Below are 26005 nucleotides of genomic sequence, written 5' to 3' on the forward strand. Positions count from 1 at the left end.
CAAGCGCTTTAACTATTCCAAGGCTCGTCCGCGCAGGGCGAGCTGCAAATTTTGTGGGAGTTTCGTAAATGGCAGTTGCCTCCGGCGCCTATAAGAAAGCCCTCGAGGGCGACCAGACACCCAAGCAGGTGCTGGTCAAAATCGACCGGGTCACGAAAAAGTTCGACGAGACGATTGCCGTGGACGATGTGTCCCTGGAAATCAAGAAAGGCGAAATCTTCGCCCTGCTCGGCGGTTCGGGATCGGGCAAATCCACCTTGCTCCGCATGCTGGCGGGTTTCGAACGGCCCACGGAGGGGCGCATTTTCCTCGACGGTGTAGACATCACCGACATGCCGCCCTATGAGCGGCCGATCAACATGATGTTCCAGTCCTACGCCTTGTTCCCCCACATGACCGTGGCGCAGAACATTGCTTTCGGCCTGCAGCAGGACAAAATCCCGAAAGCCGAGATCGACGCCCGCGTGGCCGAAATGCTCAAGCTGGTGCAGATGAGCCAGTACGCCAAGCGCAAGCCGCATCAGCTCTCCGGCGGCCAGCGTCAACGTGTGGCCCTGGCCCGTTCCTTGGCCAAGCGGCCCAAGCTGTTGCTGCTCGACGAACCGATGGGGGCCTTGGACAAGAAGCTGCGCTCGCAGATGCAGCTTGAGCTGGTCGAGATCATCGAGCGGGTCGGCGTAACCTGCGTCATGGTGACCCACGATCAGGAAGAGGCCATGACCATGGCCGAGCGCATCGCGATCATGCACCTGGGCTGGATCGCCCAGATCGGCAGCCCGATCGACATCTACGAAACCCCCACCAGCCGGCTGGTCTGCGAGTTCATCGGCAACGTCAACATCTTCGAGACCGAAGTGGTGGACGACGCCGAAGGCCACGCGGTGCTGACTTGCAAGGACCTGGACCGCAACATCTACGTGGGCCACGGCATCAGTACCTCGGTGCAGGACAAATCGGTCACCTACGCCATCCGCCCGGAAAAACTGCTGGTCACCGCCGAGCAGCCGGACTGCGAGCACAACTGGTCCAGCGGCAAGGTCCATGACATTGCCTATCTGGGCGGCCATTCGGTGTTCTACGTCGAATTGCCGAGCGGCAAGCTGGTGCAGTCCTTTGTCGCCAACGCCGAGCGCCGGGGTCAGCGTCCGACCTGGGGCGACCAGGTATTCGTGTGGTGGGAAGACGACAGCGGCGTGGTGCTTCGCTCATGAACATGCGCAAATTCAAACGCCGACTCGACCGAATAACGCCCGGTGGCCGTCAACTGGTCATCGGGGTGCCCTTCATCTGGCTGTTCCTGTTCTTCATGCTGCCGTTCTTCATCGTCCTGAAGATCAGTTTCGCCGAAGCCGACGTGGCCATTCCGCCGTACACCGAGATCTACAGCTACATCGACCAGAAGCTGCAGGTGCTGCTCAACTTCAGTAACTATGTGCTGCTCAGCGAAGATGATCTGTACATCGCCGCCTACCTCGGCTCGCTGAAGATGGCCCTGATCAGCACCGTCTTGTGCCTGCTGATCGGCTACCCGATGGCCTACGCCATCGCCAAGGCCCGCCCGGACCTGCAAACGGTGCTCCTGCTGCTGATCATGATGCCGACCTGGACCGCGATCCTGATCCGCGTCTATGCGTGGATGGGTATCCTCAGCAACAACGGTCTGCTCAACGGCTTTTTGATGAGCATGGGCTGGATCAGCGAACCGCTGCAGATCCTCAACACCAACCTGGCGGTCTACATCGGCATCGTCTACTCGTACCTGCCGTTCATGATCCTGCCGCTCTACGCCAACCTGGTGAAGCATGACCCGAGCCTGCTGGAAGCGGCGTCCGACCTGGGGTCGAGCACCTTCAACAGTTTCTGGAAAATCACCGTGCCGCTGTCCAAGAACGGCATCATCGCCGGCTGCATGCTGGTATTCATCCCGGTGGTGGGCGAGTTCGTGATCCCGGAACTGCTGGGTGGCCCGGAAACCCTGATGATCGGCAAAGTGCTGTGGCAGGAATTCTTCAACAACCGTGACTGGCCGGTGGCGTCCGCGCTGGCAGTGGTGATGCTGGCGATCCTGATCGTGCCCATCATCCTGTTCAACCGCAGTCAGGCCAAAGAAATGGAGGGCAAGGAATGAAGCGCTTCAGTTTTTCAAGCCTGATGCTGGTGCTGGGTCTGCTGTTCATCTATGCGCCAATGCTGATCCTGGTGATTTACTCCTTCAACGCTTCGAAACTGGTGACGGTGTGGGGCGGCTGGTCGATCAAGTGGTACGTCGGTCTGCTGGACAACAGCCAGTTGATGGGCTCGGTGGTGCGCTCGCTGGAAATCGCCTGCTATACGGCGATCGCCGCAGTGGCCCTGGGGACACTGGCGGCCTTCGTGTTGACCCGTATTACCCATTTCAAGGGTCGCACGCTGTTCGGCGGCCTGGTCACCGCACCATTGGTGATGCCGGAAGTGATCACCGGTCTGTCGCTGTTGCTGCTGTTCGTGGCGATGGCGCAGATGATCGGCTGGCCCCAGGAACGTGGCATCGTCACGATCTGGATCGCCCACACCACGTTCTGCTCGGCCTATGTGGCGGTGGTGGTCTCGGCACGCTTGCGTGAACTGGACCTGTCTATCGAAGAAGCGGCCATGGACCTGGGTGCGCGGCCGTGGAAGGTGTTCTTCCTGATCACCATCCCGATGATCGCGCCATCGCTGGCGGCGGGGGGCATGATGTCGTTCGCCTTGTCGCTGGACGATCTGGTGCTGGCGAGTTTCGTCTCCGGCCCGGGCTCGACAACCTTGCCGATGGAAGTGTTTTCGGCGGTACGCCTGGGGGTCAAACCGGAAATCAATGCCGTGGCGAGCCTGATCCTGCTGGCCGTATCGTTGGTGACTTTCCTGGTCTGGTACTTCAGCCACCGCGCCGAAGAAAACCGCAAGCGGGCGATCCAGCAAGCCATCGAAGAAAGCGCCGCCGACTCCTGGAAACAGCCAGACCCGCGCCGGGCAGCCGCGCCGGTCTGACCGGACGCTGAGTCACTGTGGGAGCGGGCTTGCTCGCGCAAGCGGTGTGACAGTCGACGAAGAGGTTGAGTGTCAGTCCGCCTTCGCGAGCAAGCCCGCTCCCACAGGTCTTTTTGTTGCCCACAAATCCAGGGTCAGGCCCAAATCCAAGGTGGGAGCGAGCCTGCTCGCGATAGCGGCGTAGCAGTCAATGAAGATCTCAGTGATCGCCTCTCACTTCTTCAACGCATCATGCGCTTCCAGCGCCCGCAGGGAGTAGATATACGCCGCGCCGGCATTCAGCGAAACCGCAGTGGCCAGGGTGGCGGCGATCTCTTCGCGGGTGGCGCCGGCCTTGATGGCCGCATCGGTATGCACGCCGATGCAGCCGTCGCAGCGGGTCGTGATCGCCACGGCGATGGAGATCAGCTCCCGGGTCTTGGCATCCAGCACGTTGTTATCGGCCGCGGCTTCATCCAGGGCCATGTAGGCCTTGACCATTTTCGGATTGCTTTTGCCCAGGGCGCCGAAGGCACTTTTGATGGTGGGCAGCAGTTCGGACCAGTTGATGAACATGGGGTTGACTCCATAAAAAGGGGTAGTTGTTAAACCCTTCCAGTCTTGACCATAAATAGCGTCCAAGCCTGTTGATTGATGAAAAGCGTTACCCGTCATTGGGCTCAAGGCTTAGCCCCGACCGGCAGCAGCTTCAAGGTGCTGCGGGTATTGGCCATCACTTCTATTTCGGCCAGATGCGCCTGGTAGTACAGCCCTTCGATGTAAGCCTCGGCCTGATCCGCGTAATGCGCGTCGAACGGCACGCCGCTTTGCCCGACGGGGTTGACCGTGATGCTGTGGGCCGGATCGGCAAAGTCGATAATGCGTCGGGTGGACGGGCCATAGGTCACTGGCCAGGGCGCCGGACCGATTTTGGCCGAGAGGTTGTTGGGCACTTCATGGGTACCGGGAGCAGCAAAGGGGCCGACGTTGAAGATCCGGTCCAGCGGCTTTTGCAGGCCCAGCGGATGACCGTGGGTGAGGGTGTGCGCCTTGCCCCATTGCCATTGGCTGGCATCGTCACCCAGGGTGGCCTTCAGGTGCGCCAGACTCTTGCCCCAGGCCCTCATCACCGTGTCGGCACGGGTCTCCTTGCCCGGGGTGGTGCGATCGTCCCACCAGGGCGAATCCTCTGATGCCGCCAGGCGTGGCAGCGCGGCGTCGATCACTCGGGTCGACAGCGCGGTTTCGAAGAGCCCGTCGCCCAATTCATCGTGCAGTGCGGCGTCGGCCAGGTTAAAGAGGAACTGGTTGAACAGCGTGGCGCTTATGGAGTCCAGCGGATAGTCGCCCTGCCATTGGGCCAGTTGTTCCACCCATTTACGCTCCCGGGGGGCGCTGACCCCGTTACGCAGCACCGGCAGCAAAGGCGCGAGCAAACGCGGACCGTAGGCGGTGGTGGTGCCCAATTGCAGTTTGCGGGTGGTTTCGATGTCCCACTTGGCCTGCTTGTCGCCCAGTTGGAGGTTGAGTTTCTGGCCGCGATCGGCAAGGTTGTAGTAACCCGCAATCTCGATGCCGCTGGCCGATACCGGCTGGAAATTGGCCGACACGATGTAGCCTCGGGCCGGGTTCTCTTCCTGGGGGTTGCTGCTGAAAGGGTAGAAGCCCTCCTTTTGCGCCTCTGCGCTGCCGCCATCGAGCATGAAACCGGGCTGCACGCCGGCCGGCCGCTTGGGCAATTGCGCCGCGGCCCACCAACCGATATCGCCCTTGGCGTTGGCCCACACCACATTCAGCCCTGGCGCGTGGATCTTGGCTGACGCGCTGCGAGCCTTGGTCAGGGTGTCGGCGCGATTGAGCTGGTAGAAGGCTTCGAGGATCGGGTTGCGGCTTTCCAGGAACCCCCACCACATGGCGATAGGTGTCTTGCCGGCGTTGGAGCCGAGGGCGTCGTTGACGATCGGGCCATGGGGCGACTGGCGCAGTTGCAGCGTCACCGGCGCCTGGCCCTTGACTGCGATCTGTTGTTCGCTGCGGGTCATGTCCACCCATTGGTCGCGATACCAGACCTGCTCGGGATTATCCGGGTTGACCCGTTCGACGATCAGGTCCAGGTCGTCGTTCTGGAACATCGTGACGCTCCAGCCGAAATCCTTGTTCATGCCCAGCGTCGCAAAGGGCATCAGCGCCTGGTAATGCCCGTAAAGCTCGAAACCCGGGGCCGACAGGTGCGCCTCGTACCACACCGACGGCGCGGAAAAGCGGATATGCGGGTCGCCCGCCAGCAACGGTTTGCCGCTGTGGGTGCGGCTGCCGGAGACCGCCCAGGCGTTGCTGCCTTCGAACTGCGGCAGGCCGTTTTCGGCCAGGGCCTGTTCACTGAGACGGGCCAGGGTGTTGAGGTCTTTCCAGTCGGCGGCGGCCAGGGGCAGGCCGCTCTTGCGAGTCTCGGCCAGCACGCCCTTGGGCTGCCAGTCGAGGTCGAAAATGTTCAGGTAGTCGCTGCCAAGCTGATCGCGCACGTAAGTCAAAAGCGGCTCGGTGCGAAACGCGGCCGCAAAGCTGTAGGCCATGTAGCCGGCAATGCTCACGGTGTCCTCGGCGGTGAAAGGACGCTTGGGGATGCCCAGCACATCGAACTCCACCGGCCTGGCGTGGGTTTCCTGGTAGCGGTTGATGCCATCCAGGTACGCCTGCATCGCGATCCAGGCCGGGGACTGTGGGTCCTGTTCCGTCAGATAGGTCGCGGCGCGTTCGCGAATGCGCAGGCTGCGCATCAGTTTGTCGGTGTCGAGCAGCTTCGGCCCGAGTACCTCGGCCAGTTCGCCACGGGCGAGGCGGCGCATGATCTCCATTTGAAACAGCCGGTCCTGGGCATGGACATAACCCAGGGCGCGGTACAGGTCGGTTTCGTTTTCAGCACGGATATGCGGCACGCCGCGTTCGTCGTAGCGCACGGTCACCGAGCCTTGCAGACCTTGCAGCTGCACCGTGCCCTGGCGGGTGGGCTGCTTGCTGTAGAGGTAGCCGCCCGCGACGATGATGGCGGTGACGACCAATGACAGGAAGGCGATGAGGGTGCGTTTCATGCTAAATCCTTATTGAGTGACAGCGGTCCCATGGTTTCGCTGTTTATTCCCATGTTTAACATGCCGCCGGGTGTCTGCGTATCCTTGCTCGGGGGGATTTTCCCTGCGGCCTATTCTTTGGCGGATGTGTCCTGCCCCCACGGGCAATAACACCCTACCGCCAGCGTGTGGGTCGCATTCACCGCCCGGCCGCTGCTCAGGGCCTCGAGAATCGGCTCGATGAAGCTGTTGCTCGAATTGCAGGTCAGGCCTTCGCTGTAGGGACCGAAGTACGCCAGTTTGCCGCTGCGATCCCAGATCGCTACTGCCGGACTGGCGGGAATCTGGCTTGAGCCGGGGAGCACCGAAAGCGGTTTGAGGCTGCTCAGCGTGGTCGGCAATTGGCCCTGACTGCCGGTTTTTTGGACTGCATAAAACTCGACACCTTGGGGGGCGTATTTCTCCACCAGCTCGGAAAGGTGCTGTTGGTTGCCGACGTTGCATGGGCAGGCGGGATCCCAGAAATGCACCAGACGGATCGGGCCAGGGCCGGCCAGGCCGGGGGGGAGGCGCAAAGGGTCGCCGGAAAATACCGCCGTGTGTTCACTGAACGCTCGCAGAAAGCGGCCCTGGAACCAGTCGTAGGCGATCCACAACACGGCGGCGCACCCGAGGGCAAGCAAGCTGGCAAGCAAGGTCGTGCGGTGGGACGGGCGCATGGAGTCGATCCTCTGAGGCCGCGTAGCTTGCCATGCCTGGCGCGACAGATGAATATCGCAGGCCTACAAAGTCTGTTTCGCGCGTTGCGCTTTTATGTGGAAATCCTATGCCCGTCAGTTTCGACCCCGATCACCTGCGTGCCAGCCTGCAACCTTTGGCTCAGTGGCAGCCGCTGTCTGCGCAGGCGCTGGCTTATCAGCGGTTCTACGGCCTGGATTTTCCTCACCGCACGTTGCGCAAGGGCCTGGGGCGTTTCGAGATAGACGGATATGAGCTGGTCGGTCAGGTCTGGTGGCCGGAAAAAGCGCTAGCGACGCTGTTTCTGTTCCACGGCTATTACGACCATATGGGGTTGTACCGGCACTTGATCGAGTGGGCGCTGGAGCAGAAATTCGCCGTGATCGCCTGCGACCTGCCGGGCCACGGCCTGTCCAGTGGCGAGCGCGCCAGCATCGGTGATTTCGCCGAGTACCAGGCCACGTTGCAAGGCCTGCTGACCGAGGCCGGGACGCTGGAGCTGCCGCAACCCTGGCATCTGTGCGGACAAAGCACCGGAGGGGCCATCGTGGTTGATCACGTGCTCAACCAGGGCCAGCACAGCCCTGCCCAAGGTCAGGTCATACTGCTGTCGCCCTTGGTACGGCCGCGGGCCTGGGGCTGGTCGCGCCTGAGTTACTACTTGCTCAAACCCTTTGTAACCGGCATCGCCCGACGTTTCAGCGAGAACTCCACCGACCCGGACTTCCTGCCATTCCTGCAAGCCGACCCGTTGCAACCGCTACGCCTGCCCACCGCGTGGGTCGGAGCGTTGGGGCAATGGATCAAGCGTATCGAAGTCGCCCCGAGCAGTCCGCGCCAGCCCTTGATCGTGCAGGGCCAGGCGGACATGACGGTGGATTGGGCGCATAACCTGCAAGTGTTGCGCAGCAAGTTCGATCGGCCCCAGGTGCTGATGTTGCCCGAAGGCCGGCATCACCTGGCGAATGAGGCGCTGGCGATGCGGCAGGAGATGTTTGGATTTCTGACGAAGCGGATGAGCCGGGTTCGGCGCTGACCCGGCTATTGCTATCGCGAGCAGGCTCGCTCCCACACTGGTTTTTCGACGATCACAAAATCTGAGTTCACTCAAACACCCTGTGGGAGCGAGCCTGCTCGCGATAACGGTGTCAGGGGCGCTGAAGATCTATCTATTGCCCGAGAGTCTGCCCCACCGCCAACCCCGCCCGAATCGCTGCCAAGGCCGCTTGATAATAGGCCTGGCCCTCCGCCGACTCGGCGAAGGTGGCGAACTCCTCCAGCTCGGTGTCCGTCAGGTCGCGGTAGACGTACAGCAGTGTGTTGTTCAGGTCTGCGCCGATCTGCTCCATCAGACGCTGGCGCTGACCGTTCAGCATGCCCTGGGCCTGGCCAGCACCCAGCAGGCCGGGGATCATCGAGCTCAGGCTGTCCGCCGCCACGCCGGCGATCGCCAGGCTGACTTCGGCGCCGGCCTCGCGGGCGGGCAGGGACTGGGCAAGATGGCCGATGATCAACAGGCGGTTGTCGCTGACTTGCATCTTCGGCAGGCCCTTGGCGTTCTTCGCCAATTGGTCGCGACGGGTGGCCAGCAGCTCGGCTGCCACGACTTTGCGGCCCAGGGGCGACTGAAAAAAACTCAGGGCCGGGGCTGGGTCGGTGAGGTTCTTGCGCAATTGCGCCTCGGCCCGCTGGTCCATGGCCTGGGGGGCAAAGCGTTGATTGCTGTTGTTGACCAGTGCCTGGAACACTGCCGGTGGCAGGCTGCTCTGGTAACGCTGCTGCGCGGCGCTCAAGGCGTCATTGAAATGCGCCCGTTGTTCCGGCCAGCCGGCGACCTTGTACAACTGGTCGTAGCTGTCTGCCCAGGCGGGCAACGCACAGAACATCAACAATGAGAAAAGCAAACGGCGCATAGGGACTCCTGTCAGCAGCCGACTATTCTCCGTGGGGTGTGGGGACTTGTCGAGAATTCGTATCAAGTTCCTGCGCCTGCGCCATCAGGCGTGACAAACCCGCTGCGCGGCGCTGTCGGTTTTGCAGGCACAGGAATACTATGCGCGCCATGCAAATACCTTCTGATCACCCACTGCTGTTACGTATCGTCGACGACCTGGCCGAGCGCGGCTGGTCGCAGCAGAATATCTTCCTGCCGGACGCGCTGACCCGCGCCCTGGCAGCCGAATGTCGCCAGCGCGCCGCCGAAGGCGAGCTGGCTCCGGCGGCGGTCGGACGTGGGCCGTTTTCGGAGATTCGTGAAGGGATTCGGGGTGATCGTATCCAATGGATCGAGCCCGGTCAGGCGCAAGCGTGCGACCGTTACCTGGGCTTGATGGACAGCTTGCGGGAGGCGATCAATCGCGGGTTGTTCCTGGGGCTGGAGGATTTCGAAAGCCACTTCGCGCTGTACCCTCCTGGCGCCTTCTACCTCAAGCACGTCGACCGCTTTCGCGATGACGATCGACGCATGGTGTCGGCGGTGCTTTACCTCAACGACGCCTGGTTGCCGGAGCATGGCGGCCAGTTACGCATGTACCTGGACGATGGCGTGGAGCACGACGTGGTGCCCACCGGCGGTTGTCTGGTGGTGTTCCTGTCGGGGGACATCCCCCATGAAGTCCTGCCGGCGGCGCGAGATCGCCTGTCCTTGACCGGCTGGTTCCGGCGCCGCGGCACCGAGGTGTTCTGAGCATGGAAAAGATCCTCGTCAGCCGCTGCCTGCTCGGACATCGCGTGCGCTACGACGGCGGTGCCAGTGGCCCGTTCGATCAGCTTCAACGCTGGCTCGACGAAGGTCGGGTCGTGCCGCTGTGCCCGGAAGTCGCCGGCGGCTTGCCCACGCCTCGGGCGGCGGCAGAAATTCCCGGTGGGCAAGGTACGCAGGTGCTCGACGGCCAGGCGACGGTGATCACCACCGAGGGTGAAGACGTCAGTGAACAGTTTCTGTCCGGCGCGTATCAAGCGCTGGAGCGGGTGCGCGAACACGCTATCCGTATCGCCGTGCTCAAGGCCAACAGCCCGTCGTGCGGCAATCTGCTGACCTACGACGGGACGTTCAGCGGCGTGAAAGTGCCTGGCGAAGGTGTGACGGCGGCCTTGCTCAAACGTCATGGGGTGCAAGTGTTCAGTGAGTTGGAATTGGCAGAAGCTGCGGCGGCGCTCAGGGCCTTGACCGACGAATAAGCACCGGTAGCGACGCTCTCATCGCGGGCAAGCCTTGCTCCCACAAATCCCCTTGCCACAGGGGTTGTGTCATCTAGAGCTGCTCAGCCAGCTGCTCGATCTGTTCCTGGCGTTCCGATTGGCTCAACCGCGCCTGCGGATTAAGCGACGACCATTGCGGGTACGCTCTGGCCTTGTTCAGCGCTTCGGGCAGTTTGCCCTCGCGCCAGGTTTTATCCTGGGGTGTGGCGATGTGGATGCTGTCCATTGCCGCATGGCCGCGCTGGTTGAGGGCTTGCAACAGTTGCCGTTGGCGCAGGGCCAACAGGCGTAGCACACTGTCGTCCACTGTCAGCTCCCGCTGGCCCTTGAGCTTGCCCATCAACCTGTTCCCGTAGCTGCGGGCGGTTTGCAGGGCGCCACCGGCAATGGCGCCGGCCAGGGCGGCGGCGCCGAGGGTCAGACCGCCCACCAGCAAATCCACGCCGGCACCGGCCGCTGCGCCCGCGGCGATCCCACCACCCACACGTACACCCAGCTGTTTGAGGGTGTCGGGATTGAACAGGTCATCGCCCCAGCGGCCGTCAAGTAGAGGCAAATCGCTAGCCGCGGCGTCCTGGGGACGGAAGGCGTAGAGCTTGAGCAAGGCTTCGACGCAGCGCTGCTCCCGTTGACGTACGGCGTTGCGCAGCTCGCTGATGGCCTGTCGTTCCAGCTCGGCATCGCTGGCTACGCTGCGTCGGCAAGCGGCGCAATCGATCAGCAGTTCGGCGATCAAGCGCTGCGCGCTCTGCTGACGGGCCAGGCGTTGGGCCTGTTGATCGGCGACCAGTCGTTCCAGTTGCCCACGGGCGCTTTCCAGCAACAGGGCGAGGCTTTCATACAGGCGTCGCTCGCCATCCTCGGGCGGAGCGACGCTGTCGAAACGCACCAGAGCGTGCAGCCCCAACCGTGCCAGGGCTTCGCGCCAGTCGGGCTCGCGGTGGCTGGCGCTGCTGACGAAATTCAACACTGGCAGCAGCGGTTTGCCGCAACTGGCGAGTACTTGAAGCTCATCCCGGTACTTGGCCAGCACCGGCTCTCGCGCATCGATCACATAGAGTCCGGCATCGCTGGCGAGCAATTGTCGCAGCACTTTGGCTTCCTGTTCGAAGCGTTGTCGTGCCTCGCTGCCGTCCAGGAATCGCGCCAGGCGTGCCGGCCCGTCCAAGCGCTCACCGGGGCGCTCCAAGCGTTCGAGGTAGTCAAGCAGGGCGATGGCGTCTTCCAGGCCCGGCGTGTCGTACAGCTCCAGCAACGCTTCGCCGTCCACCGACAGGCGCGCGCCCTCGACGTGTCGGGTTGTGCTGGGGCGGTGGGACACTTCGCCGAAGCCGACGTCCCGGGTCAGTGTGCGCAGCAAGGAGGTTTTGCCCACATTGGTGTGGCCAACCACGGCCAGCTTCAGCGGCTTGGTGGGTTCAGTCATGGCCGGTCTCCAGCCAGTTCAAAGGCGCGCAGTCCGCGAAGGGCAATTGCAACTGTTGCAGCGCGTTGTGCCAATCGCCCAGGCGTTCGGCGTCCAGCGCTTGCCCGGGCGGTGCCTGCAACAACCAGATGCGGGTGGCGCCGGCGCTGCGGGCCAGTTCGGCGATCAGCGCCAGGCTGCCACGATCCGGTGAACGTCGTGGGTCGCAGGCAATCGCCAGGCGCGCGGGAGGAAAGCGTGACAGTTGTTCGAGGAGCTTGTGGCGCGATTCGCGGCTGTCGAGCACTCCGGCGTTTTTCACCGTGCCTGGCAGTTTCGGTGGCCAAGGCCGGTCGTCCAGTTCGATCGCCACCAGCAGCGCACCGTCGCTTTGCAGCGCGCCAACGTCACTTTCAATTTGATGCAATTGCGCGGGCGCGGCATCGCTGATGCCCAGGCGCTCGCTACTGGGCATCAGCCGCTCCCGCAGTTGGGCATAACCTGGCAGGTTCAAGTCCAGGCGCAGCGTGGCGCGGCCGCGACGCCAGCGCCACAGGCACAACAGCGCCAGACACAGGCGCGGCAACACGCCGTAGACCAGCGTCACGCCCACCAGCCAAGCGGCCCAGGCCTGGCGGGCGCTTTCGATATTCAGCGCGGCGTCGCCACTGGCGCGAATCATCTCTTCGGTTGGCCCGCTCAAACCCAGTAGGGCGGGCAGGGCGCCGAGGGCCTGGGTCATGACGACGAAGGTCTCACCGCCGAGAATGGTGGTTTCCCATACAAAACCGTAGCGCCGGGTGGCCATCAGCATCAGTACGATGACCAGCGCGCTGAGCATCGCCAGCAACCACAAACCATTGACCAGCGCACCGAGGGCCCAGCGATTGAGCTTGTGTCGTTGCAATAACAGCAGCAGGGCCGGCGCCAGTTGCGCAGCCTTGGCATCGCGGGCGAGTTTTTCGCTGAGCCACAACCACAGGCGCCCCAGCGCTGCACCTTGCTCACCCGCAAAGATCAGGCCCAGGGCCCAGCCGATAAGCAAGATCAGGTTCAACGCCAACAGGCTGCCCAGGGCCCAGAACACATTGATCGGCGTGCGTCCGTCGCCGAGTGCGGCAAAGCCCAGGCCAGCGCCACTGATGATGGCGAGTACGGCCATTATGATCAGCGCCAGGCGCGCCCCTTGCAGCCAGTGATGCAAGGCCTGGCTGAGGCCGTCGCGCTCGGCCAGCCAGCGGGCGCGGTGACGGATACGGCTGGATAAATCGCCACCCGCCGCGCGGGCCAGGCGATTGGCCTCCTGATCTTCGAGCGGGCCGGCGTGTTCTTCACGCAGACGTACCGTCTCGGTCAACCAGAGGTCATGCAGTTCAGTCAGAGGCTCAGACACAGGCGCTTCCGTCGCAAATGAGGGTTGAGCATAACCGCTGTGGCCTCTGGTATCCTCGCCGGCATGAAAAAAACACTCCCTTTAAGCCTGATCGCAGCCCTCGGTGAAAACCGTGTGATCGGCGTCGACAACAGCATGCCCTGGCACTTGCCGGGGGACTTTAAATACTTCAAGGCTACCACCTTGGGCAAGCCCATCATCATGGGCCGCAAGACCTGGGACTCCCTGGGGCGGCCGCTGCCGGGGCGCTTGAACATCGTGGTCAGTCGTCAGCCTGGCCTCGTGCTGGAGGGCGCGGAAGTCTTTTCCACGCTGGAGGCAGCGGTGGAACGGGCTGAGGCGTGGGCGTTGCAGCAGGGTGTCGACGAACTGATGTTGATCGGCGGCGCCCAGCTGTACGCCCAGGCCCTGGAGCAGGCGGACCGACTGTACCTGACCCGTGTGGCGCTGAGCCCGGATGGCGATGCCTGGTTTCCGGCGTTCGATTCGAGCCAGTGGAAACAGGTGTCGAACCAGCCGAACCCGGCCGAGGGTGACAAGCCGGCCTACAGCTTTGAGGTGTGGGAAAAGCTGTAAGCCATGTGGGAGCAAAGCTTGCTCGCGATTCAGACGACGCGGCGCTTCAGTCGAACCGCATCACCGTTCTTCGCGAGCAAGCTTTACTCCCACAAGTATCGGGCAATCAAGCCTGCACCAACTCCCCATGCTCCTCGGCATCCAGCAAAGCCTTGTCGGTCTGCTGCATCACCTGGCTGGTGATCGCCCCGGCAGTGATCGAACCGCTGACGTTCAACGCCGTGCGGCCCATGTCGATCAGTGGCTCGACGGAAATCAGCAGCGCCACCAGTGAAACCGGCAAGCCCATGGCCGGCAGCACGATCAACGCGGCAAATGTCGCGCCACCACCGACACCGGCCACCCCGGCCGAGCTCAAGGTCACGATCGCTACCAGCGTCGCGAGCCACACCGGATCCAGCGGGTTGATGCCCACGGTCGGCGCGACCATCACCGCCAGCATGGCCGGGTAGAGGCCGGCGCAGCCGTTCTGGCCGATGGTGGCGCCGAACGACGCGCTGAAGCTGGCAATGGCCCGTGGAATGCCGAGGCGGCTGGTCTGGGCTTCGATACTCAGCGGGATGGTCGCGGCGCTGGAGCGGCTGGTGAAGGCGAAGGTCAGGACCGGCCATATCTTGCGGAAAAAACGTAACGGGTTGATTCCAGCGGCGGACACCAGCAGACCGTGAACCACGAACATCAGGCCCAGACCCAGGTACGACACCACCACGAAACTGCCAAGCTTGATGATGTCCTGGACGTTGGAGCCGGCCACCACTTTGGTCATCAGCGCCAGCACGCCGTACGGGGTCAGCTTCATCACCAGCCGCACCAGACGTGTCACCCAGCTTTGCAGGGTGTCGATGGCGTTGACCACTTTCTGACCTTTTTCCACGTCATCCTTGAGCAATTGCAGTGCCGCGACACCCAGGAAGGCCGCGAATATCACCACGCTGATGATCGAGGTCGGCTTGGCCCGGGCCAGGTCGGCAAAGGGGTTCTGCGGAACGAACGAGAGCAGCAACTGCGGGATATTCAGGTCTGCGACCTTGCCGGCATAGTCGCTCTGGATCACCTGCAGGCGTGCGATTTCCTGGGTGCCGGCCACCAGGCCTTCGGCGGTGAGACCGAACAGGTTGGTCAGGCCGATACCGATAAGGGCGGCGATGGCGGTGGTGAACAGCAGTGTGCCGATGGTCAGGAAGCTGATCTTGCCCAGGGATGAGGCGTTATGCAGGCGCGCTACCGCGCTGAGAATTGAAGCGAAGACCAGCGGAATCACGATCATTTGCAGCAACTGCACATAGCCGTTGCCCACCAGGTCAAACCAGCCGATCGAGGCTTTCAACACCGGGTTGCCGGCGCCGTAAATCGTGTGCAGGACGGTGCCGAACACCACGCCCAGCACCAGTGCCAGCAGGACTTTTTTGGCCAGGCTCCAGGTGCTGTGACGGGTTTGCGCCAGACCAAACAGCAAGGCGAGGAACACCAGCAGATTGAGGATCAGCGGCAGATTCATCAAAAAAACTCCGATAGGACTTGTGCCAGTCGCCTGAAGCCGCGACTGCGAGGCGGGAAGCCTAACAGCCTGATATCTAATGAATTAATAATAAAAAGGTATGTAGATTGTCGTTTATGGAATAAGGCAATGACGTTTATGGGCATGCCGCTGGCGGTATCAAGACGCAAGCGGTCGCGGGCAGGAGAGAAACGTCACAAGCATTTGTTAGCGTCGAGTTCTTTGAACCTTGGAGAAACGCCGATGAAGCTTGCACCTCACCTTCTCGTTGTCGCCATGGGCCTGGGCCTCGTTGGCCAGGCGCTCGCCACTGAGCTCAAGCACTGGCCAGCGGAACAGGCCAAGGCGCTGGACGCGATGATCGCGGCCAACGCCAACAAAGGTAACTACGCGGTGTTCGACATGGACAACACCAGTTACCGCTACGACCTGGAAGAGTCGTTGCTGCCGTTCATGGAGAACAAGGGCCTCATCACCCGCGAAACCCTCGACCCATCTCTGAAGCTGATGCCGTTCAAAGACACGGCCGAACACAAGGAAAGCCTGTTCAGCTACTACTACCGTTTGTGCGAAGTGGACGACATGGTCTGCTACCCCTGGGTCGCCCAGGTGTTTTCCGGCTTTACCCTCAAAGAACTCAAAGGCTACGTTGACGAATTGATGGCTTCTGGCAAGCCGGTCCCGACCACGTATTACGACGGCGACAAGGTGGTCAACTACAACGTCAACCCGCCGAAGATTTTCACCGGTCAGGTCGAGCTGTACAACAAACTGATGGAAAACGGCATCGAGGTCTATGTCATGACCGCGGCTTCGGAAGAATTGGTGCGCATGGTCGCCGCCGATCCGAAGTACGGCTACAACCTCAAGCCGCAGAACATCATCGGCGTGACCACGTTGCTCAAGGATCGCAAGACCGGCGAACTGACCACCGCCCGCAAGCAGATCAGCAATGGCAAATATGACGAGAAGGCCAACCTGAGCCTTGAGTACACACCGTATCTGTGGACTCCGGCGACCTGGATGGCCGGCAAGCACGCGGCAATCCTGACGTACATCGACGAATGGAAAAAACCGGTGCTTGTGGCTGGCGACACCCCCAGCAGCGACGGCTACATGCTGTTCCACGATGTGAACGTGGCCAAGGGCGGCATTCACCTGTGGGTCAACCGCAAGGACAAGTACATGGACCAGATCAACGGCATGATGGCCAAGCACGCCGCGGCCCAGGCCAAGGAAGGGCTGCCAGTGACGGCGGACAAGAACTGGGTGATCGTCAAGCCGGAAGATATCCAGTAAACCCCAGGACTCCTTGTGGGAGCGAGCCTGCTCGCGATGACGGTGTGTCAGCCAACTGAGATGTTACTGAACGTTATCGCGAGCAGGCTCGCTCCACAGTTGATCATCGATGGTTTGTTTCACTGCAAAAAAATGCCCCACCTTGAGTGGGGCATTTTTATTGCTGTTTATGGACGCTTACAACCCGTCGAGCATCGCCTTGTTACGCACCGCGCCCTTGTCGGCGCTGGTGGCGAGCAGGGCATAGGCCTTGAGGGCGGTGGTGACTTTGCGCGGACGCACTTCCACCGGCTTCCAGCCTTTGTTGTCCTGTTCAACACGGCGTCCGGCCAGTTCTTCATCGCTGATCAGCAGGTTGATCGAGCGGTTCGGAATGTCGATCAGGACTTTGTCGCCGTCGCGCACCAGGCCGATGGCACCGCCAGCAGCGGCTTCCGGTGAAGCGTGGCCGATGGACAGGCCCGAGGTGCCGCCGGAGAAACGGCCATCGGTCAGCAGTGCGCAGTCTTTGCCCAGTCCTTTGGACTTCAGGTAGGACGTGGGGTAAAGCATTTCCTGCATGCCCGGACCACCTTTTGGCCCTTCGTAGCGGATGATCACGATATCGCCGGCCTTCACTTCGTCGGCGAGGATCCCGCGCACGGCGCTATCCTGGCTTTCGAAAATCTTGGCGTTGCCTTCGAACACATGGATCGATTCGTCGACGCCGGCGGTTTTCACCACGCAGCCATCCAGAGCGATGTTGCCGTACAGCACAGCCAGGCCACCTTCTTTGGAGTACGCGTGCTCGACGCTGCGGATGCAGCCGTTTTCACGGTCATCGTCCAGGGTTTCCCAACGAGTCGATTGGCTGAACGCCGTTTGCGTTGGAATACCTGCCGGGCCGGCCTTGAAGAAATGATGCACGGCTTCGTCGGTGGTTTGGGTGATGTCCCACTTGGCGATGGCCTCGGCCATGGTTTTGCTGTGTACGGTCGGCAGGTCGGTGTGCAACAGGCCACCACGGGCCAGGGAGCCGAGGATGCTGAAGATCCCGCCAGCGCGGTGCACGTCTTCCATGTGGTACTTCTGGATGTTCGGCGCGACCTTGCACAGCTGCGGCACGTGACGGGACAGACGGTCGATGTCGCGCAGGTCGAAATCGATCTCGGCTTCCTGGGCGGCGGCCAGCAAATGCAGGATGGTGTTGGTGGAGCCGCCCATGGCGATGTCCAGGGTCATGGCGTTTTCGAACGCCTTGAAGTTGGCGATGTTGCGCGGCAGCACCGACTCGTCATCCTCGCCGTAGTAACGCTTGCACAGCTCGACGATGGTCCGGCCGGCCTGCAGGAACAGCTGTTCGCGATCGCTGTGGGTGGCGAGGGTCGAACCGTTGCCCGGCAGGGCCAGGCCAAGGGCTTCGGTCAGGCAGTTCATCGAGTTGGCGGTGAACATGCCGGAGCACGAACCGCAGGTCGGACAGGCGCTGCGCTCATACTCCGCGACCTTTTCATCGGAAGCGCTGGAGTCGGCGGCGATCACCATGGCGTCGACCAAGTCAAGGCCATGGCTGGCGAGCTTGGTCTTGCCGGCTTCCATCGGGCCGCCGGAAACGAAGATCACCGGGATGTTCAGGCGCAAGGCCGCCATGAGCATGCCGGGGGTGATCTTGTCGCAGTTGGAAATGCACACGATGGCGTCGGCGCAATGGGCATTGACCATGTATTCGACGGAGTCGGCGATGATCTCGCGACTGGGCAGCGAATAAAGCATGCCGTCGTGGCCCATGGCGATACCGTCATCCACGGCAATGGTGTTGAACTCTTTGGCTACGCCACCCACGCGTTCGATTTCCCGGGCAACCAGTTGACCCAGGTCCTTGAGGTGAACATGGCCTGGCACGAACTGGGTGAAGGAGTTGGCAATGGCGATGATCGGCTTCTTGAAGTCGTCATCCTTCATCCCCGTGGCGCGCCACAATGCACGGGCGCCGGCCATGTTGCGGCCATGGGTGGATGTTTTCGAGCGGTAATCAGGCATGGAGCACTCCGGGCGGCAAATCAGGTACGTATCAGGTATCAATGGGAAGTGAGCTTCTGTTGACGTCTGGAACACCCGGGTTTGGCCGTGTGTCCGGAAGTGGCCGATGACTTTGCAGGATCGCTGCGCGCCTCAGCATGAGCTCATAAACCCGCCGGGGATGAATGGCGATGAATGTCGCGATTCTACACCCCTGGCGTCAGGATGAAATGACGCAAAGCGCTGATCGGGTGCCAATGTCGTGCTCGGGATGACGACTGGCGATGTTCAACCCGTCAACAGCGTCCTGTGACGATGCCGGAGCAGACCATTGAGTGCCAGCCCCAGGAGGCTGAGCAACATCAGGCATAGAGCCAGGGTGGTTTGCAGGTCCAGCGGCGTGAGGCTGAGCGCAGCGCTGGTCAAACCGCCGACAATGAAGATCAGCACGCTGCCTGCCGAGGCCGATGTACCGGCTTGCTCGGGGAAGATATTCATCGCCCGGGTGTGGGCCGCCGCACGAGCAATGGTCGTTCCGGCGGTGCACACGATCATGGGCAGCAGCAGCGTGGTGACCGACAAGCCCAGATGGCTGGAGAGCCCAAGCATCAACACTCCCGCCGTCAGGATCAGGCACAGCCCCGTGAGGATTTGCGTCTGTGGGTCGATCCGGTTGCTCAGCACGGTCGCGACCGCTCCACCGCCGATATAGGCCAGCCCGTAGCCCAGCAACGTCAGCGAAAATGCCTGCGGCGACAGTTGCAACTGGTCAATGAAAACCAGCGGTGAGATGACGATGAACGAGAAATGGCAAGAAAAAGCCAATGCTGACGTCAGCCAGTAGGCCATGAAGTTGAAGTCACTGCATACCGTCCGGTAGGACGCGATGAAGTCCGGGCGCCTGGGTTGGCTATCCGCTGGCAAAGGCTTGAGTAGAAGACTGGCGCTCAAGAACACACTGACAGCCAGGGCAATGAATACCAGGAAGCTGCCGCGCCAGCCCATCCAGCTTTGCAGTCCGGTGCCGGCCAAGGGCGAAACGGAAATGAAAATGCCGCCGCAGGTGACCAGGAAAATCCGTAATCGCTGCTGCTCCTGACCTGTAAACAGGTCCTGGATCAGTGCCTGAGAGAGCACGAAACAACCGCATCCCACGGCTTGGATGACCCGGAAAAGCAGGAAGGACCAGTAGTCATTGGCAACGACGCACCCGGTCGCGCCAACGGCCGAGACGATGATCCCGATCAGCAGCAGGTTCTTTCGTCCCATGGCGTCGGAAAGCGGGCCGACCAGCAGTTGGGACACTGCGATCCCCACTGCGAACAGGCTGACAGACAGGGCGATATCGGGCGATGGACGCTCAAAGTGTTCGGACAGCGCCGGAAACGAAGGCAGCACCACATCGATGGGGAATACGCCGAGCAAGGTCAGCATCAACAATAAGCCGACAGTGGCCGTTTTGCGTGTGGCGAGATCATGAGTGTCAGCCATCGATAAACCCCGCCTGGAAGAACCTCTGCCGATTGGGGCCGTCTTCGAAGAAACCTGCCTGCTGCATGGCTGTGAAGGTCGAGACTGCCCCCGAGCGAACTCGCTGGGCGTGAGCGTCCGGTTGCAGGAGGTTTGCAACGATCTTCAACGCGTCCTGTTCGTCAAAGCCGACGCTGGCGAGGCTGCGCGTTAACCAAGGGATGTCGGGCTCGAAGTAAAGGCCGATGATGTCCAGCAGCAGCTTTGCGGCCAGAGCACGCTGGTCAGGGGCCAGGGAGGACCACAGATACTGGAACACCTCGCTGAAATAGCGACTATGGCGTGCCTCGTCCTCGAGATGATCCCTGAGCATCTGGTAAACCGTGGAGACCAAGGTCTCGCGGGTAATGGACAGCAGCTCCTTGGCGATGATCGTTTCGGAAACGAACCCCAGCAGAAACCACGCCAGAGGGCGATCCGGGGGGCTTGTGGCTTCGATCACGCCCACCAGGCGGTCGATGCGCCTGGGGAGCGAGCGGTCGCGGATGTCGTACAGGGCGACGATCTGTTCGGCCACTTCATTGGAAAACAGTGCGTGGTAACCCTCGTCGGTGTAGAGCTGCAGGGCGGCGGTTTTCATCTGGCTGGGGATGGGTACGCTCAGTTCGCCATGGACGATGGTTTCCACTGCGCGATTGACCACCCGGTGTTCGAGCAAGGTGGTGTAGTCGAGGAAGTACACCAGGTGATTGGCCGCCAGGCGTTGGGCAATGGCGCGCCCCGCCTTATTGATCAGCGGATGTTCGATATAGGGTATGAAGGCTGGCGCAAACCAGTCCCGACTGGCGAGTTGATGCTCCAGATCGTCGGGTAGGCGGTAGTGGTTTTTGCGCACGCGCACCGCAGCTTTGTTATCCCAGTCGCCCAAGGTGTAGCGCGGCCTCTGAGTGAAGGTCATGATGCAGAGTCCTGGCCATTGACCAGCGCCATCAGCGCCTGGCAGTGGACCTGCCCATCGCCATGACCGCAACCGACAAAAAACAACGGCTGTTCGGGAGTGTCTTCAAGGTCAAGCAGCCGTTCTACCTGACGGTCGCTCAATGCCCCGGTCAGCCAGGTCTTGAGGCCCAGCGCAGTCGCCACCATCAAAAAGGTCTGGGACACGTGGCCCGTTTCGACAAACGCCATTCGATAGGCGCGCGAGTGTTCGTACTTCCACCAGAGCTTGTCGAAGCGCGAAGTGATGAATAGCCCGAATGGCAACGGATTGATGAAGTGCTGTCCGGCTAACAATTGGCCCAGGGGTTCATCCGGAAGTGATCGGATCAGGCTCAAGGCATGTTCGGCCGGGTGGTAGGCGTAGATTCCCGGTTCCAGCCCGGCCACGTGACGCACGTACAGGTAACCTTCGCAGGCATTCAGGCCGCCGCCCGAGGGGCTACTGCGTCGCGCGCCCAGCGTTTCGGGATGACCGGTCTCGTGAGCAAAAGGGCGCTCGTTCAGGTAACCCAGGGTCAGGTAGAGGAGGGTGCTGACCTGCTCGATTGAAATGGCTCGTTCGCTGAATGAGCGAGAGGTGCTTCGACTGACAAGCGTCTGCCCCACCGAAACGTCCTCGATGTCGACCAGGGAGCAGGGCGTCAAGGCAATCAGGTCAACCGAGCACGGTTTTATGCGGCAGGCCGGCGGCGGTGATGATAGAACCTCTTGGCAATGCTGCAGGTACAGGGTTGCCCATTCCTCGACATTTTGGGGAACACTTTCGCAAGGAATATTTTTTGTGCCGATATGAAATATTCTGGATAACTCGTCCCATCGCCATTCGAGGGCTTCCTTGGGTTCTGCAGTCAATATGCCGGCATTCAGGAATTCAATGTCGATGGGGTTGCAAGTGTCGAAGTGTGAAGGGTTGTGAATAAGTTGTGCCAGTCGCGTTGAATAATGCAGATCGAGCTCGAACTGAGTGTGCTGCTCATAGTTCCATACAATCTGGTGCGGCGGGCGCGCAAGTATGAAAACGCACGGATTTATATGCATTAAGGTTTTCCGCTGAGGGGGCGAGCATGGATGGGCTGAGGCGCCGGCACTCCTCAGCTCCACCCTTTACTTACTTAGCGGCCTGTTGGAACAATCAGGCCGGCCAGGTTTGCGATCTTGTTAGCTTCCAGATTGATTGCTTTCATGATACAGCTCCTTTTTTGAATAAGAGGTTTGAATAAATGTTGTTTTTTTCGAGGGTCATCACTTGCGAAGTGACAGTTCAATCATAGTTTTTAATGAGTGCTTGGCAAGCGGATATTGAGTAGGAAAGTTCCAGTAATAATGTGGGATGACTCATACAAAAAGTTATTTTGTAGGCTTTTGCTTAAGCGCTCGGTAACTTTTCACACGTGCAAAAAAAACGCAGCCAGGGCTGCGTTTAATAAGGGTCAGCAAATGATTCAGCTGTTGGGCAGCAACCGGCAGGTGATGCTCTTGATGTAGCGGGTCTCGGCGATGGCTGGGTGTACCGGATGGTCCGGTCCCTGGCCCCCGCGTTCGAGCAGCTGGATGTTGCGGTCCAGGTGCCGGGCGCTGGTCAGCAGGATGTTTTGCAGGTCGTCTTCGGGCAGGTGCATCGAGCACGAAGCGCTGACCAGGATGCCATCCTTGCTGAGCAGGCGCATGGCCTGTTCGTTGAGGCGGCGATAGGCGCCTTCACCGTTTTTCAGGTCTTTCTTGCGCTTGATGAACGCTGGCGGGTCGGCAACGATGACGTCGAAACGCTCTTCACTGGCCTTGAGTTCTTTCAGGGCTTCGAACACGTCGCCTTCAATGCAGGTCAGCTTTTCGGCAAAGCCATTCAACGCCGCGTTGCGCTCTACGCCATCGAGGGCGAAGGCCGAGGCGTCGACGCAGAATACTTCGCTGGCACCGAACGCCGCGGCCTGCACGCCCCAACCGCCGATGTAGCTGAACAGATCCAGTACGCGCTTGCCCTTGGCATACGGCGCCAGGCGTGCGCGGTTCATGCGGTGGTCGTAGAACCAGCCGGTTTTCTGACCTGCCATGACTGGAGCTTCGAACTTCACGCCGTTCTCTTCCAGGGCGACCCACTCCGGTACGAGGCCGAACACTGTCTCGACGTAGCGGTTCAGGCCTTCGGCATCGCGGGCGGCGGAATCGTTCTTGAACAGGATGCCGCTGGGCTTGAGCACCTGGGTCAGGGCGGCGATCACGTCGTCCTTGTGGGCTTCCATGGTGGCCGAGGCGATCTGCACCACCAGGATGTCGCCGAAACGGTCGACTACAAGGCCAGGCAGCAGGTCGGAGTCGCCGTAGACCAGGCGATAGAACGGCTTGTCGAACAAGCGCTCACGCAACGACAGCGCCACGTTGAGACGATGCACCAGCAGGGATTTGTCCAGCGGCAGCTTCACGTCACGGGACAGCAGGCGGGCGCAGATCAGGTTGTTGGGGCTCATCGCGACGATGCCCAACGGCTTGCCGCCAGCGGCTTCGAGGATGGCCTGGTCGCCGGCCTTGAAGCCGTGCAGCGGGGTAGCGGCTACATCGATTTCGTTGCTGTAGACCCACAGATGGCCGGCGCGCAGGCGACGGTCGGCGTTGGCTTTGAGGCGCAGGCTGGGCAGGGACATGACGTCGCTCCGGAAAAAAGAGCGGGAGTATAGCGTGTTGCGGCCTGTGCGGGGCTTGTGATGGACATGTGGCGCGATTTGCCCGACGGTGTATCGGATCCATCTTTAAGGGTTAGAATCGCCGCCTGACCCAGAGTGTATGCCCATGTCCCAAGAGCTTTCCGCCGAACAGATCCAACAGTCCCTGCAAGGCATCAGTGTGCCGCCCCAGCCGCAGATCATGGTGGATCTGCAGATGGAGCAGTACATGCCTGATCCGGACCTGGAGACCATTGCCAAGCTGATCTCCCATGACCCGGGCCTCTCGGGTGCCTTGCTCAAGATCGTCAATTCGCCGTACTACGGCCTGCGCAACAAGATCACTTCGATCCAGCGCGCGGTGAACCTGCTGGGCAGCCGTTCGATCATCAACCTGATCAACGCGCAGTCGATCAAGGGCGAGCTGCACGATGATGCCATCGTCACCCTCAATCGCTTCTGGGATACGGCCCAGGACGTGGCGATGACCTGCCTGACCCTGGCCAAGCGCGTCGGTCTGGAAAACGGTGATGAAGCCTACGCCTTGGGGCTGTTCCATGATTGCGGCGTGCCGTTGATGCTCAAGCAGTTCCCCAACTACATGAGTGTGCTGGAGCAGGCCTACGCCAATGCCAGCGCCGAGTGCCGGGTGGTGGACACCGAGAACCGCGAATTCAACACCAACCATGCGGTGGTCGGGTACTACACTTCCAAATCCTGGCGCCTGCCGGACCATGTCAGCCAGGCCATCGCCAACCATCACAACGCCCTGGCGATTTTCAGCGATGAGACGTCACGCAACAACAGTCAGCTGAAAAACCTGCTGGCGATCCTGAAAATGTCCGAAAACATCTGCTCATCGCACCGGGTCCTGGGCAATCAGCCGGTCGATCATGAGTGGGCCTGTGTCGGCGCTCTGGTGCTCGATTACATCGGTTTGTCGGAATACGATTTCCAGACCCAGAAGCAGGAAATTCGCGACCTCGCCACGCGCTAAGCATCGAAAACCAGCACCAGGCCTTCGCCTTATTCGAGAACCCCCATGCCAGAACTGCCGGAAGTCGAAACCACCCGCCGCGGAATTGCGCCCCACCTGGAAGGGCAGCGTGTCAGCCGTGTGGTCGTACGCGACCGGCGCTTGCGCTGGCCGATCCCCGAAGACCTTGATGTGCGACTGTCGGGTCAGCGGATAGTGCTGGTGGAGCGGCGGGCCAAGTACCTGCTGATCAACGCCGAAGTTGGCACCTTGATCAGCCACTTGGGCATGTCCGGTAACCTGCGCTTGGTGGAAGTCGGCATGCCTGCCGCCAAGCATGAGCATGTGGACATCGAACTGGAATCCGGCCTGGCCTTGCGCTACACCGACCCGCGCCGCTTCGGGGCGATGCTCTGGAGCCTCGACCCGCTCAACCACGAATTGCTGATTCGCCTCGGGCCGGAACCGTTGACCGATCTATTCGATGGCGAGCGTCTGTTCCAGCTTTCCCGAGGACGCTCCATGGCGGTCAAGCCGTTCATCATGGATAACGCGGTGGTGGTGGGGGTGGGCAATATCTATGCGACCGAAGCGCTGTTCGCCGCCGGGATCGACCCACGCCGCGAAGCCGGGGGCATTTCCCGGGCGCGCTATCTGAAACTGGCGATCGAGATCAAACGCATCCTTGCCCATGCCATCGAGCGCGGCGGTACGACGCTACGTGATTTCATCGGGGGAGACGGCCAGCCGGGTTACTTCCAGCAGGAACTCTTCGTGTATGGCCGGGGCGGCGAGTCATGTAAGGTCTGCGGTACGGGGCTGCGGGAGATTCGCCTGGGCCAGCGCGCCAGCGTCTGGTGCCCACGCTGTCAGAGCTGATCCGTCCTGCGGTCTATAGTCTTATAGTCAGTTGTCATACTGCCTAGCCGAAGGATCGCCCGATGAATCTGCTCCGACCTGTCGTTCTCGCGCTGCTGTTGTGTCTCGGTTTGCCTGCCCAGGCGAACAGCGGCAGCGGCGACCCGCGCTACACCATCCAGAATCCGCCGGCCTACGCCATGATCGGCGACCTGCTGATCGCCCGTCCGCTGCTGCTCGCCGCCACCGTGATCGGTGCCGGGGCATTTGTGGTGTCGTTACCCTTTACGGCGTTGGGCGGTGGCGTCGGCGATGCGGGGAAGGCGTTGGTGGTGGACCCGGCGAAGGCGACGTTTGTGCGGTGCCTGGGGTGTGTTGGGGAGGGGTTTGAGCAGGAGTGATGTCGCTGTGGCTGCTGGCCTCATCGCGAGCAGGCTCGCTCCCACAAGGGATTTTGCTTAAGACATGAATGGTGTCGCCACCACAGAACCCTGTGGGAGCGAGCCTGCTCGCGATGAGGCCGGCACAGGCCCTACAGAACTACCTGGCTCAAACCTTGCCAGTAATCTTGCGATATTTCGCCATCAACTGTTCTTCCGTTTCCGGATGGGCCTCGTCCAGCGGAATGCAATCTACCGGGCAGACCTGTTGGCACTGAGGTTCGTCGTAATGGCCGACGCACTGGGTGCACAGGTTCGGGTCGATGACGTAGATCTCTTCGCCTTGGGAGATGGCCTCGTTCGGGCACTCGGGTTCGCAGACGTCGCAATTGATGCAGTCGTCGGTGATGATCAGGGACATGCAGGCTCCTGCCGGGGCGTTGGGCCCGGGCATCTGAAAAACGTATGTGCGCAATTGTGCCGCATTGGCGAGCGCAGTGC

The 26005-nt window shown here is 61.3% G+C and carries 24 protein-coding genes; 11 read left to right on the forward strand and 13 right to left on the reverse strand.

From position 1 onward, the window contains the following. Positions 1-68: 68 nt before the first annotated feature. Genes AC3I65_RS01085 through AC3I65_RS01095 form a run of 3 tightly spaced genes read left to right on the forward strand, consistent with a single transcriptional unit; the run spans position 69 to position 3009 of the window. Complete coding sequence (locus tag AC3I65_RS01085) at positions 69-1211, forward strand: ABC transporter ATP-binding protein (RefSeq protein WP_047226052.1); 1143 nt, start codon at positions 69-71, stop codon at positions 1209-1211. Further along, on the forward strand, positions 1208-2128 hold the full coding sequence (locus tag AC3I65_RS01090; RefSeq protein ID WP_047226051.1) for an ABC transporter permease subunit: 921 nt from the start codon (positions 1208-1210) through the stop codon (positions 2126-2128). The genes AC3I65_RS01085 and AC3I65_RS01090 overlap by 4 nt, the downstream gene beginning before the upstream one ends. Then, a complete protein-coding gene (locus AC3I65_RS01095; protein ID WP_047226050.1) occupies positions 2125-3009 on the forward strand; it encodes an ABC transporter permease subunit in 885 nt (294 codons plus the stop codon). The genes AC3I65_RS01090 and AC3I65_RS01095 overlap by 4 nt, the downstream gene beginning before the upstream one ends. 213 nt (positions 3010-3222) lie before the next feature. Here the strand turns inward: AC3I65_RS01095 and AC3I65_RS01100 are convergent, their stop codons facing one another. The 3 genes from AC3I65_RS01100 to AC3I65_RS01110 all read right to left on the reverse strand — a co-directional run bounded on the left by AC3I65_RS01100 (position 3223) and on the right by AC3I65_RS01110 (position 6775). Next, a complete protein-coding gene (locus tag AC3I65_RS01100) occupies positions 3223-3564 on the reverse strand; it encodes a carboxymuconolactone decarboxylase family protein (RefSeq protein ID WP_047226049.1) in 342 nt (113 codons plus the stop codon). Between the two features lie 104 nt (positions 3565-3668). Continuing rightward, entirely contained in the window at positions 3669-6077 is a 2409-nt protein-coding gene (locus AC3I65_RS01105) for a penicillin acylase family protein (RefSeq protein WP_488523405.1), read from the reverse strand. A 110-nt stretch (positions 6078-6187) separates the two neighbouring features. Further along, the gene (locus AC3I65_RS01110) at positions 6188-6775 is read right to left on the reverse strand and encodes a DUF6436 domain-containing protein (RefSeq protein ID WP_047226047.1); all 588 of its coding nucleotides are present in this window, start codon (positions 6773-6775) and stop codon (positions 6188-6190) included. 107 nt (positions 6776-6882) lie between these two features. On the opposite strand from AC3I65_RS01110, the gene bipL reads away from it, so the two are divergent. Continuing rightward, positions 6883-7830, forward strand: coding sequence for a phospholipase BipL (gene bipL / locus AC3I65_RS01115; protein ID WP_047226046.1), 948 nt, complete (start codon positions 6883-6885; stop codon positions 7828-7830). Positions 7831-7963: 133 nt separating this feature from the next. Here bipL and AC3I65_RS01120 read toward each other — a convergent pair whose 3' ends face one another. After that, positions 7964-8707: a DUF2059 domain-containing protein gene (locus tag AC3I65_RS01120; protein WP_047226045.1), complete on the reverse strand. Its 744-nt coding sequence runs from the start codon at positions 8705-8707 to the stop codon at positions 7964-7966. Positions 8708-8847: 140 nt separating this feature from the next. On the opposite strand from AC3I65_RS01120, the gene AC3I65_RS01125 reads away from it, so the two are divergent. After that, positions 8848-9480: a 2OG-Fe(II) oxygenase gene (locus AC3I65_RS01125; protein WP_047226044.1), complete on the forward strand. Its 633-nt coding sequence runs from the start codon at positions 8848-8850 to the stop codon at positions 9478-9480. 2 nt (positions 9481-9482) lie between these two features. After that, positions 9483-9974, forward strand: coding sequence for a 2-thiouracil desulfurase family protein (locus AC3I65_RS01130; protein ID WP_107321386.1), 492 nt, complete (start codon positions 9483-9485; stop codon positions 9972-9974). A 73-nt stretch (positions 9975-10047) separates the two neighbouring features. Here AC3I65_RS01130 and AC3I65_RS01135 read toward each other — a convergent pair whose 3' ends face one another. Both AC3I65_RS01135 and AC3I65_RS01140 read right to left on the reverse strand, forming a co-directional pair. Then, a complete protein-coding gene (locus AC3I65_RS01135) occupies positions 10048-11421 on the reverse strand; it encodes a GTPase/DUF3482 domain-containing protein (protein ID WP_160893846.1) in 1374 nt (457 codons plus the stop codon). Further along, positions 11414-12781 (reverse strand): DUF2868 domain-containing protein, encoded by a 1368-nt coding sequence (locus tag AC3I65_RS01140; protein ID WP_488524294.1) that lies wholly within the window; start codon positions 12779-12781, stop codon positions 11414-11416. The genes AC3I65_RS01135 and AC3I65_RS01140 overlap by 8 nt, the downstream gene beginning before the upstream one ends. A 75-nt stretch (positions 12782-12856) precedes the next feature. Between AC3I65_RS01140 and AC3I65_RS01145 the strand changes: the two genes are divergently transcribed. After that, entirely contained in the window at positions 12857-13369 is a 513-nt protein-coding gene (locus AC3I65_RS01145) for a dihydrofolate reductase (RefSeq protein WP_047226191.1), read from the forward strand. A 106-nt stretch (positions 13370-13475) separates the two neighbouring features. Here the strand turns inward: AC3I65_RS01145 and AC3I65_RS01150 are convergent, their stop codons facing one another. After that, positions 13476-14867, reverse strand: a complete 1392-nt coding sequence (locus AC3I65_RS01150) for an L-cystine transporter (protein ID WP_274091164.1) — start codon at positions 14865-14867, stop codon at positions 13476-13478. 243 nt (positions 14868-15110) lie between these two features. Here AC3I65_RS01150 and AC3I65_RS01155 point away from each other — a divergent pair, with 243 nt between their 5' ends. After that, positions 15111-16166, forward strand: a complete 1056-nt coding sequence (locus tag AC3I65_RS01155; RefSeq protein ID WP_107321390.1) for an HAD family hydrolase — start codon at positions 15111-15113, stop codon at positions 16164-16166. A gap of 177 nt (positions 16167-16343) precedes the next feature. On the opposite strand, the gene ilvD is transcribed toward AC3I65_RS01155, so the two are convergent. The 5 genes from ilvD to AC3I65_RS01180 all read right to left on the reverse strand — a co-directional run bounded on the left by ilvD (position 16344) and on the right by AC3I65_RS01180 (position 23272). Further along, positions 16344-18185, reverse strand: coding sequence for a dihydroxy-acid dehydratase (ilvD, locus tag AC3I65_RS01160; RefSeq protein ID WP_419417189.1), 1842 nt, complete (start codon positions 18183-18185; stop codon positions 16344-16346). 267 nt (positions 18186-18452) lie between these two features. Next, positions 18453-19655 carry an MFS transporter gene (locus tag AC3I65_RS01165; RefSeq protein WP_419417190.1) on the reverse strand — a complete coding sequence of 401 codons (1203 nt, stop codon included), beginning with the start codon at positions 19653-19655 and terminating at the stop codon, positions 18453-18455. Continuing rightward, positions 19648-20592, reverse strand: coding sequence for a diiron oxygenase (locus AC3I65_RS01170; protein WP_288911928.1), 945 nt, complete (start codon positions 20590-20592; stop codon positions 19648-19650). Before AC3I65_RS01170 ends, AC3I65_RS01165 begins: the two co-directional genes overlap by 8 nt. Beyond that, positions 20589-21671 (reverse strand): SagB family peptide dehydrogenase, encoded by a 1083-nt coding sequence (locus AC3I65_RS01175; protein ID WP_488524295.1) that lies wholly within the window; start codon positions 21669-21671, stop codon positions 20589-20591. Before AC3I65_RS01175 ends, AC3I65_RS01170 begins: the two co-directional genes overlap by 4 nt. A 404-nt stretch (positions 21672-22075) precedes the next feature. Continuing rightward, positions 22076-23272, reverse strand: a complete 1197-nt coding sequence (locus tag AC3I65_RS01180; RefSeq protein ID WP_047226035.1) for a class I SAM-dependent rRNA methyltransferase — start codon at positions 23270-23272, stop codon at positions 22076-22078. A 199-nt stretch (positions 23273-23471) separates the two neighbouring features. Here AC3I65_RS01180 and AC3I65_RS01185 point away from each other — a divergent pair, with 199 nt between their 5' ends. The 3 genes from AC3I65_RS01185 to AC3I65_RS01195 all read left to right on the forward strand — a co-directional run bounded on the left by AC3I65_RS01185 (position 23472) and on the right by AC3I65_RS01195 (position 25525). Continuing rightward, the gene (locus AC3I65_RS01185; RefSeq protein ID WP_171061309.1) at positions 23472-24287 is read left to right on the forward strand and encodes an HDOD domain-containing protein; all 816 of its coding nucleotides are present in this window, start codon (positions 23472-23474) and stop codon (positions 24285-24287) included. A 45-nt stretch (positions 24288-24332) separates the two neighbouring features. Next, entirely contained in the window at positions 24333-25145 is an 813-nt protein-coding gene (gene mutM, locus AC3I65_RS01190; RefSeq protein WP_047226033.1) for a bifunctional DNA-formamidopyrimidine glycosylase/DNA-(apurinic or apyrimidinic site) lyase, read from the forward strand. Positions 25146-25207: 62 nt separating this feature from the next. Then, the gene (locus tag AC3I65_RS01195; RefSeq protein WP_047226032.1) at positions 25208-25525 is read left to right on the forward strand and encodes a hypothetical protein; all 318 of its coding nucleotides are present in this window, start codon (positions 25208-25210) and stop codon (positions 25523-25525) included. A 148-nt stretch (positions 25526-25673) separates the two neighbouring features. On the opposite strand, the gene AC3I65_RS01200 is transcribed toward AC3I65_RS01195, so the two are convergent. Then, positions 25674-25925, reverse strand: a complete 252-nt coding sequence (locus tag AC3I65_RS01200) for a YfhL family 4Fe-4S dicluster ferredoxin (RefSeq protein WP_047226031.1) — start codon at positions 25923-25925, stop codon at positions 25674-25676. Between the last annotated feature and the right edge of the window lie 80 nt (positions 25926-26005).

It is taken from the genome of Pseudomonas sp. N-1-13, assembly GCF_057787095.1.

Coding starts and splice junctions, on each gene's coding strand:
- AC3I65_RS01085 (WP_047226052.1), top strand. CDS start 69: ATGGCAGTTGCCTCCGGCGCCTATAAGAAAGCCCTCGAGGGCGACCAG.
- AC3I65_RS01090 (WP_047226051.1), top strand. CDS start 1,208: ATGAACATGCGCAAATTCAAACGCCGACTCGACCGAATAACGCCCGGT.
- AC3I65_RS01095 (WP_047226050.1), top strand. CDS start 2,125: ATGAAGCGCTTCAGTTTTTCAAGCCTGATGCTGGTGCTGGGTCTGCTG.
- AC3I65_RS01100 (WP_047226049.1), bottom strand. CDS start 3,564: ATGTTCATCAACTGGTCCGAACTGCTGCCCACCATCAAAAGTGCCTTC.
- AC3I65_RS01105 (WP_488523405.1), bottom strand. CDS start 6,077: ATGAAACGCACCCTCATCGCCTTCCTGTCATTGGTCGTCACCGCCATC.
- AC3I65_RS01110 (WP_047226047.1), bottom strand. CDS start 6,775: ATGCGCCCGTCCCACCGCACGACCTTGCTTGCCAGCTTGCTTGCCCTC.
- bipL (WP_047226046.1), top strand. CDS start 6,883: ATGCCCGTCAGTTTCGACCCCGATCACCTGCGTGCCAGCCTGCAACCT.
- AC3I65_RS01120 (WP_047226045.1), bottom strand. CDS start 8,707: ATGCGCCGTTTGCTTTTCTCATTGTTGATGTTCTGTGCGTTGCCCGCC.
- AC3I65_RS01125 (WP_047226044.1), top strand. CDS start 8,848: ATGCGCGCCATGCAAATACCTTCTGATCACCCACTGCTGTTACGTATC.
- AC3I65_RS01130 (WP_107321386.1), top strand. CDS start 9,483: ATGGAAAAGATCCTCGTCAGCCGCTGCCTGCTCGGACATCGCGTGCGC.
- AC3I65_RS01135 (WP_160893846.1), bottom strand. CDS start 11,421: ATGACTGAACCCACCAAGCCGCTGAAGCTGGCCGTGGTTGGCCACACC.
- AC3I65_RS01145 (WP_047226191.1), top strand. CDS start 12,857: ATGAAAAAAACACTCCCTTTAAGCCTGATCGCAGCCCTCGGTGAAAAC.
- AC3I65_RS01150 (WP_274091164.1), bottom strand. CDS start 14,867: ATGAATCTGCCGCTGATCCTCAATCTGCTGGTGTTCCTCGCCTTGCTG.
- AC3I65_RS01155 (WP_107321390.1), top strand. CDS start 15,111: ATGAAGCTTGCACCTCACCTTCTCGTTGTCGCCATGGGCCTGGGCCTC.
- ilvD (WP_419417189.1), bottom strand. CDS start 18,185: ATGCCTGATTACCGCTCGAAAACATCCACCCATGGCCGCAACATGGCC.
- AC3I65_RS01165 (WP_419417190.1), bottom strand. CDS start 19,655: ATGGCTGACACTCATGATCTCGCCACACGCAAAACGGCCACTGTCGGC.
- AC3I65_RS01170 (WP_288911928.1), bottom strand. CDS start 20,592: ATGACCTTCACTCAGAGGCCGCGCTACACCTTGGGCGACTGGGATAAC.
- AC3I65_RS01175 (WP_488524295.1), bottom strand. CDS start 21,671: ATGCATATAAATCCGTGCGTTTTCATACTTGCGCGCCCGCCGCACCAG.
- AC3I65_RS01180 (WP_047226035.1), bottom strand. CDS start 23,272: ATGTCCCTGCCCAGCCTGCGCCTCAAAGCCAACGCCGACCGTCGCCTG.
- mutM (WP_047226033.1), top strand. CDS start 24,333: ATGCCAGAACTGCCGGAAGTCGAAACCACCCGCCGCGGAATTGCGCCC.
- AC3I65_RS01195 (WP_047226032.1), top strand. CDS start 25,208: ATGAATCTGCTCCGACCTGTCGTTCTCGCGCTGCTGTTGTGTCTCGGT.
- AC3I65_RS01200 (WP_047226031.1), bottom strand. CDS start 25,925: ATGTCCCTGATCATCACCGACGACTGCATCAATTGCGACGTCTGCGAA.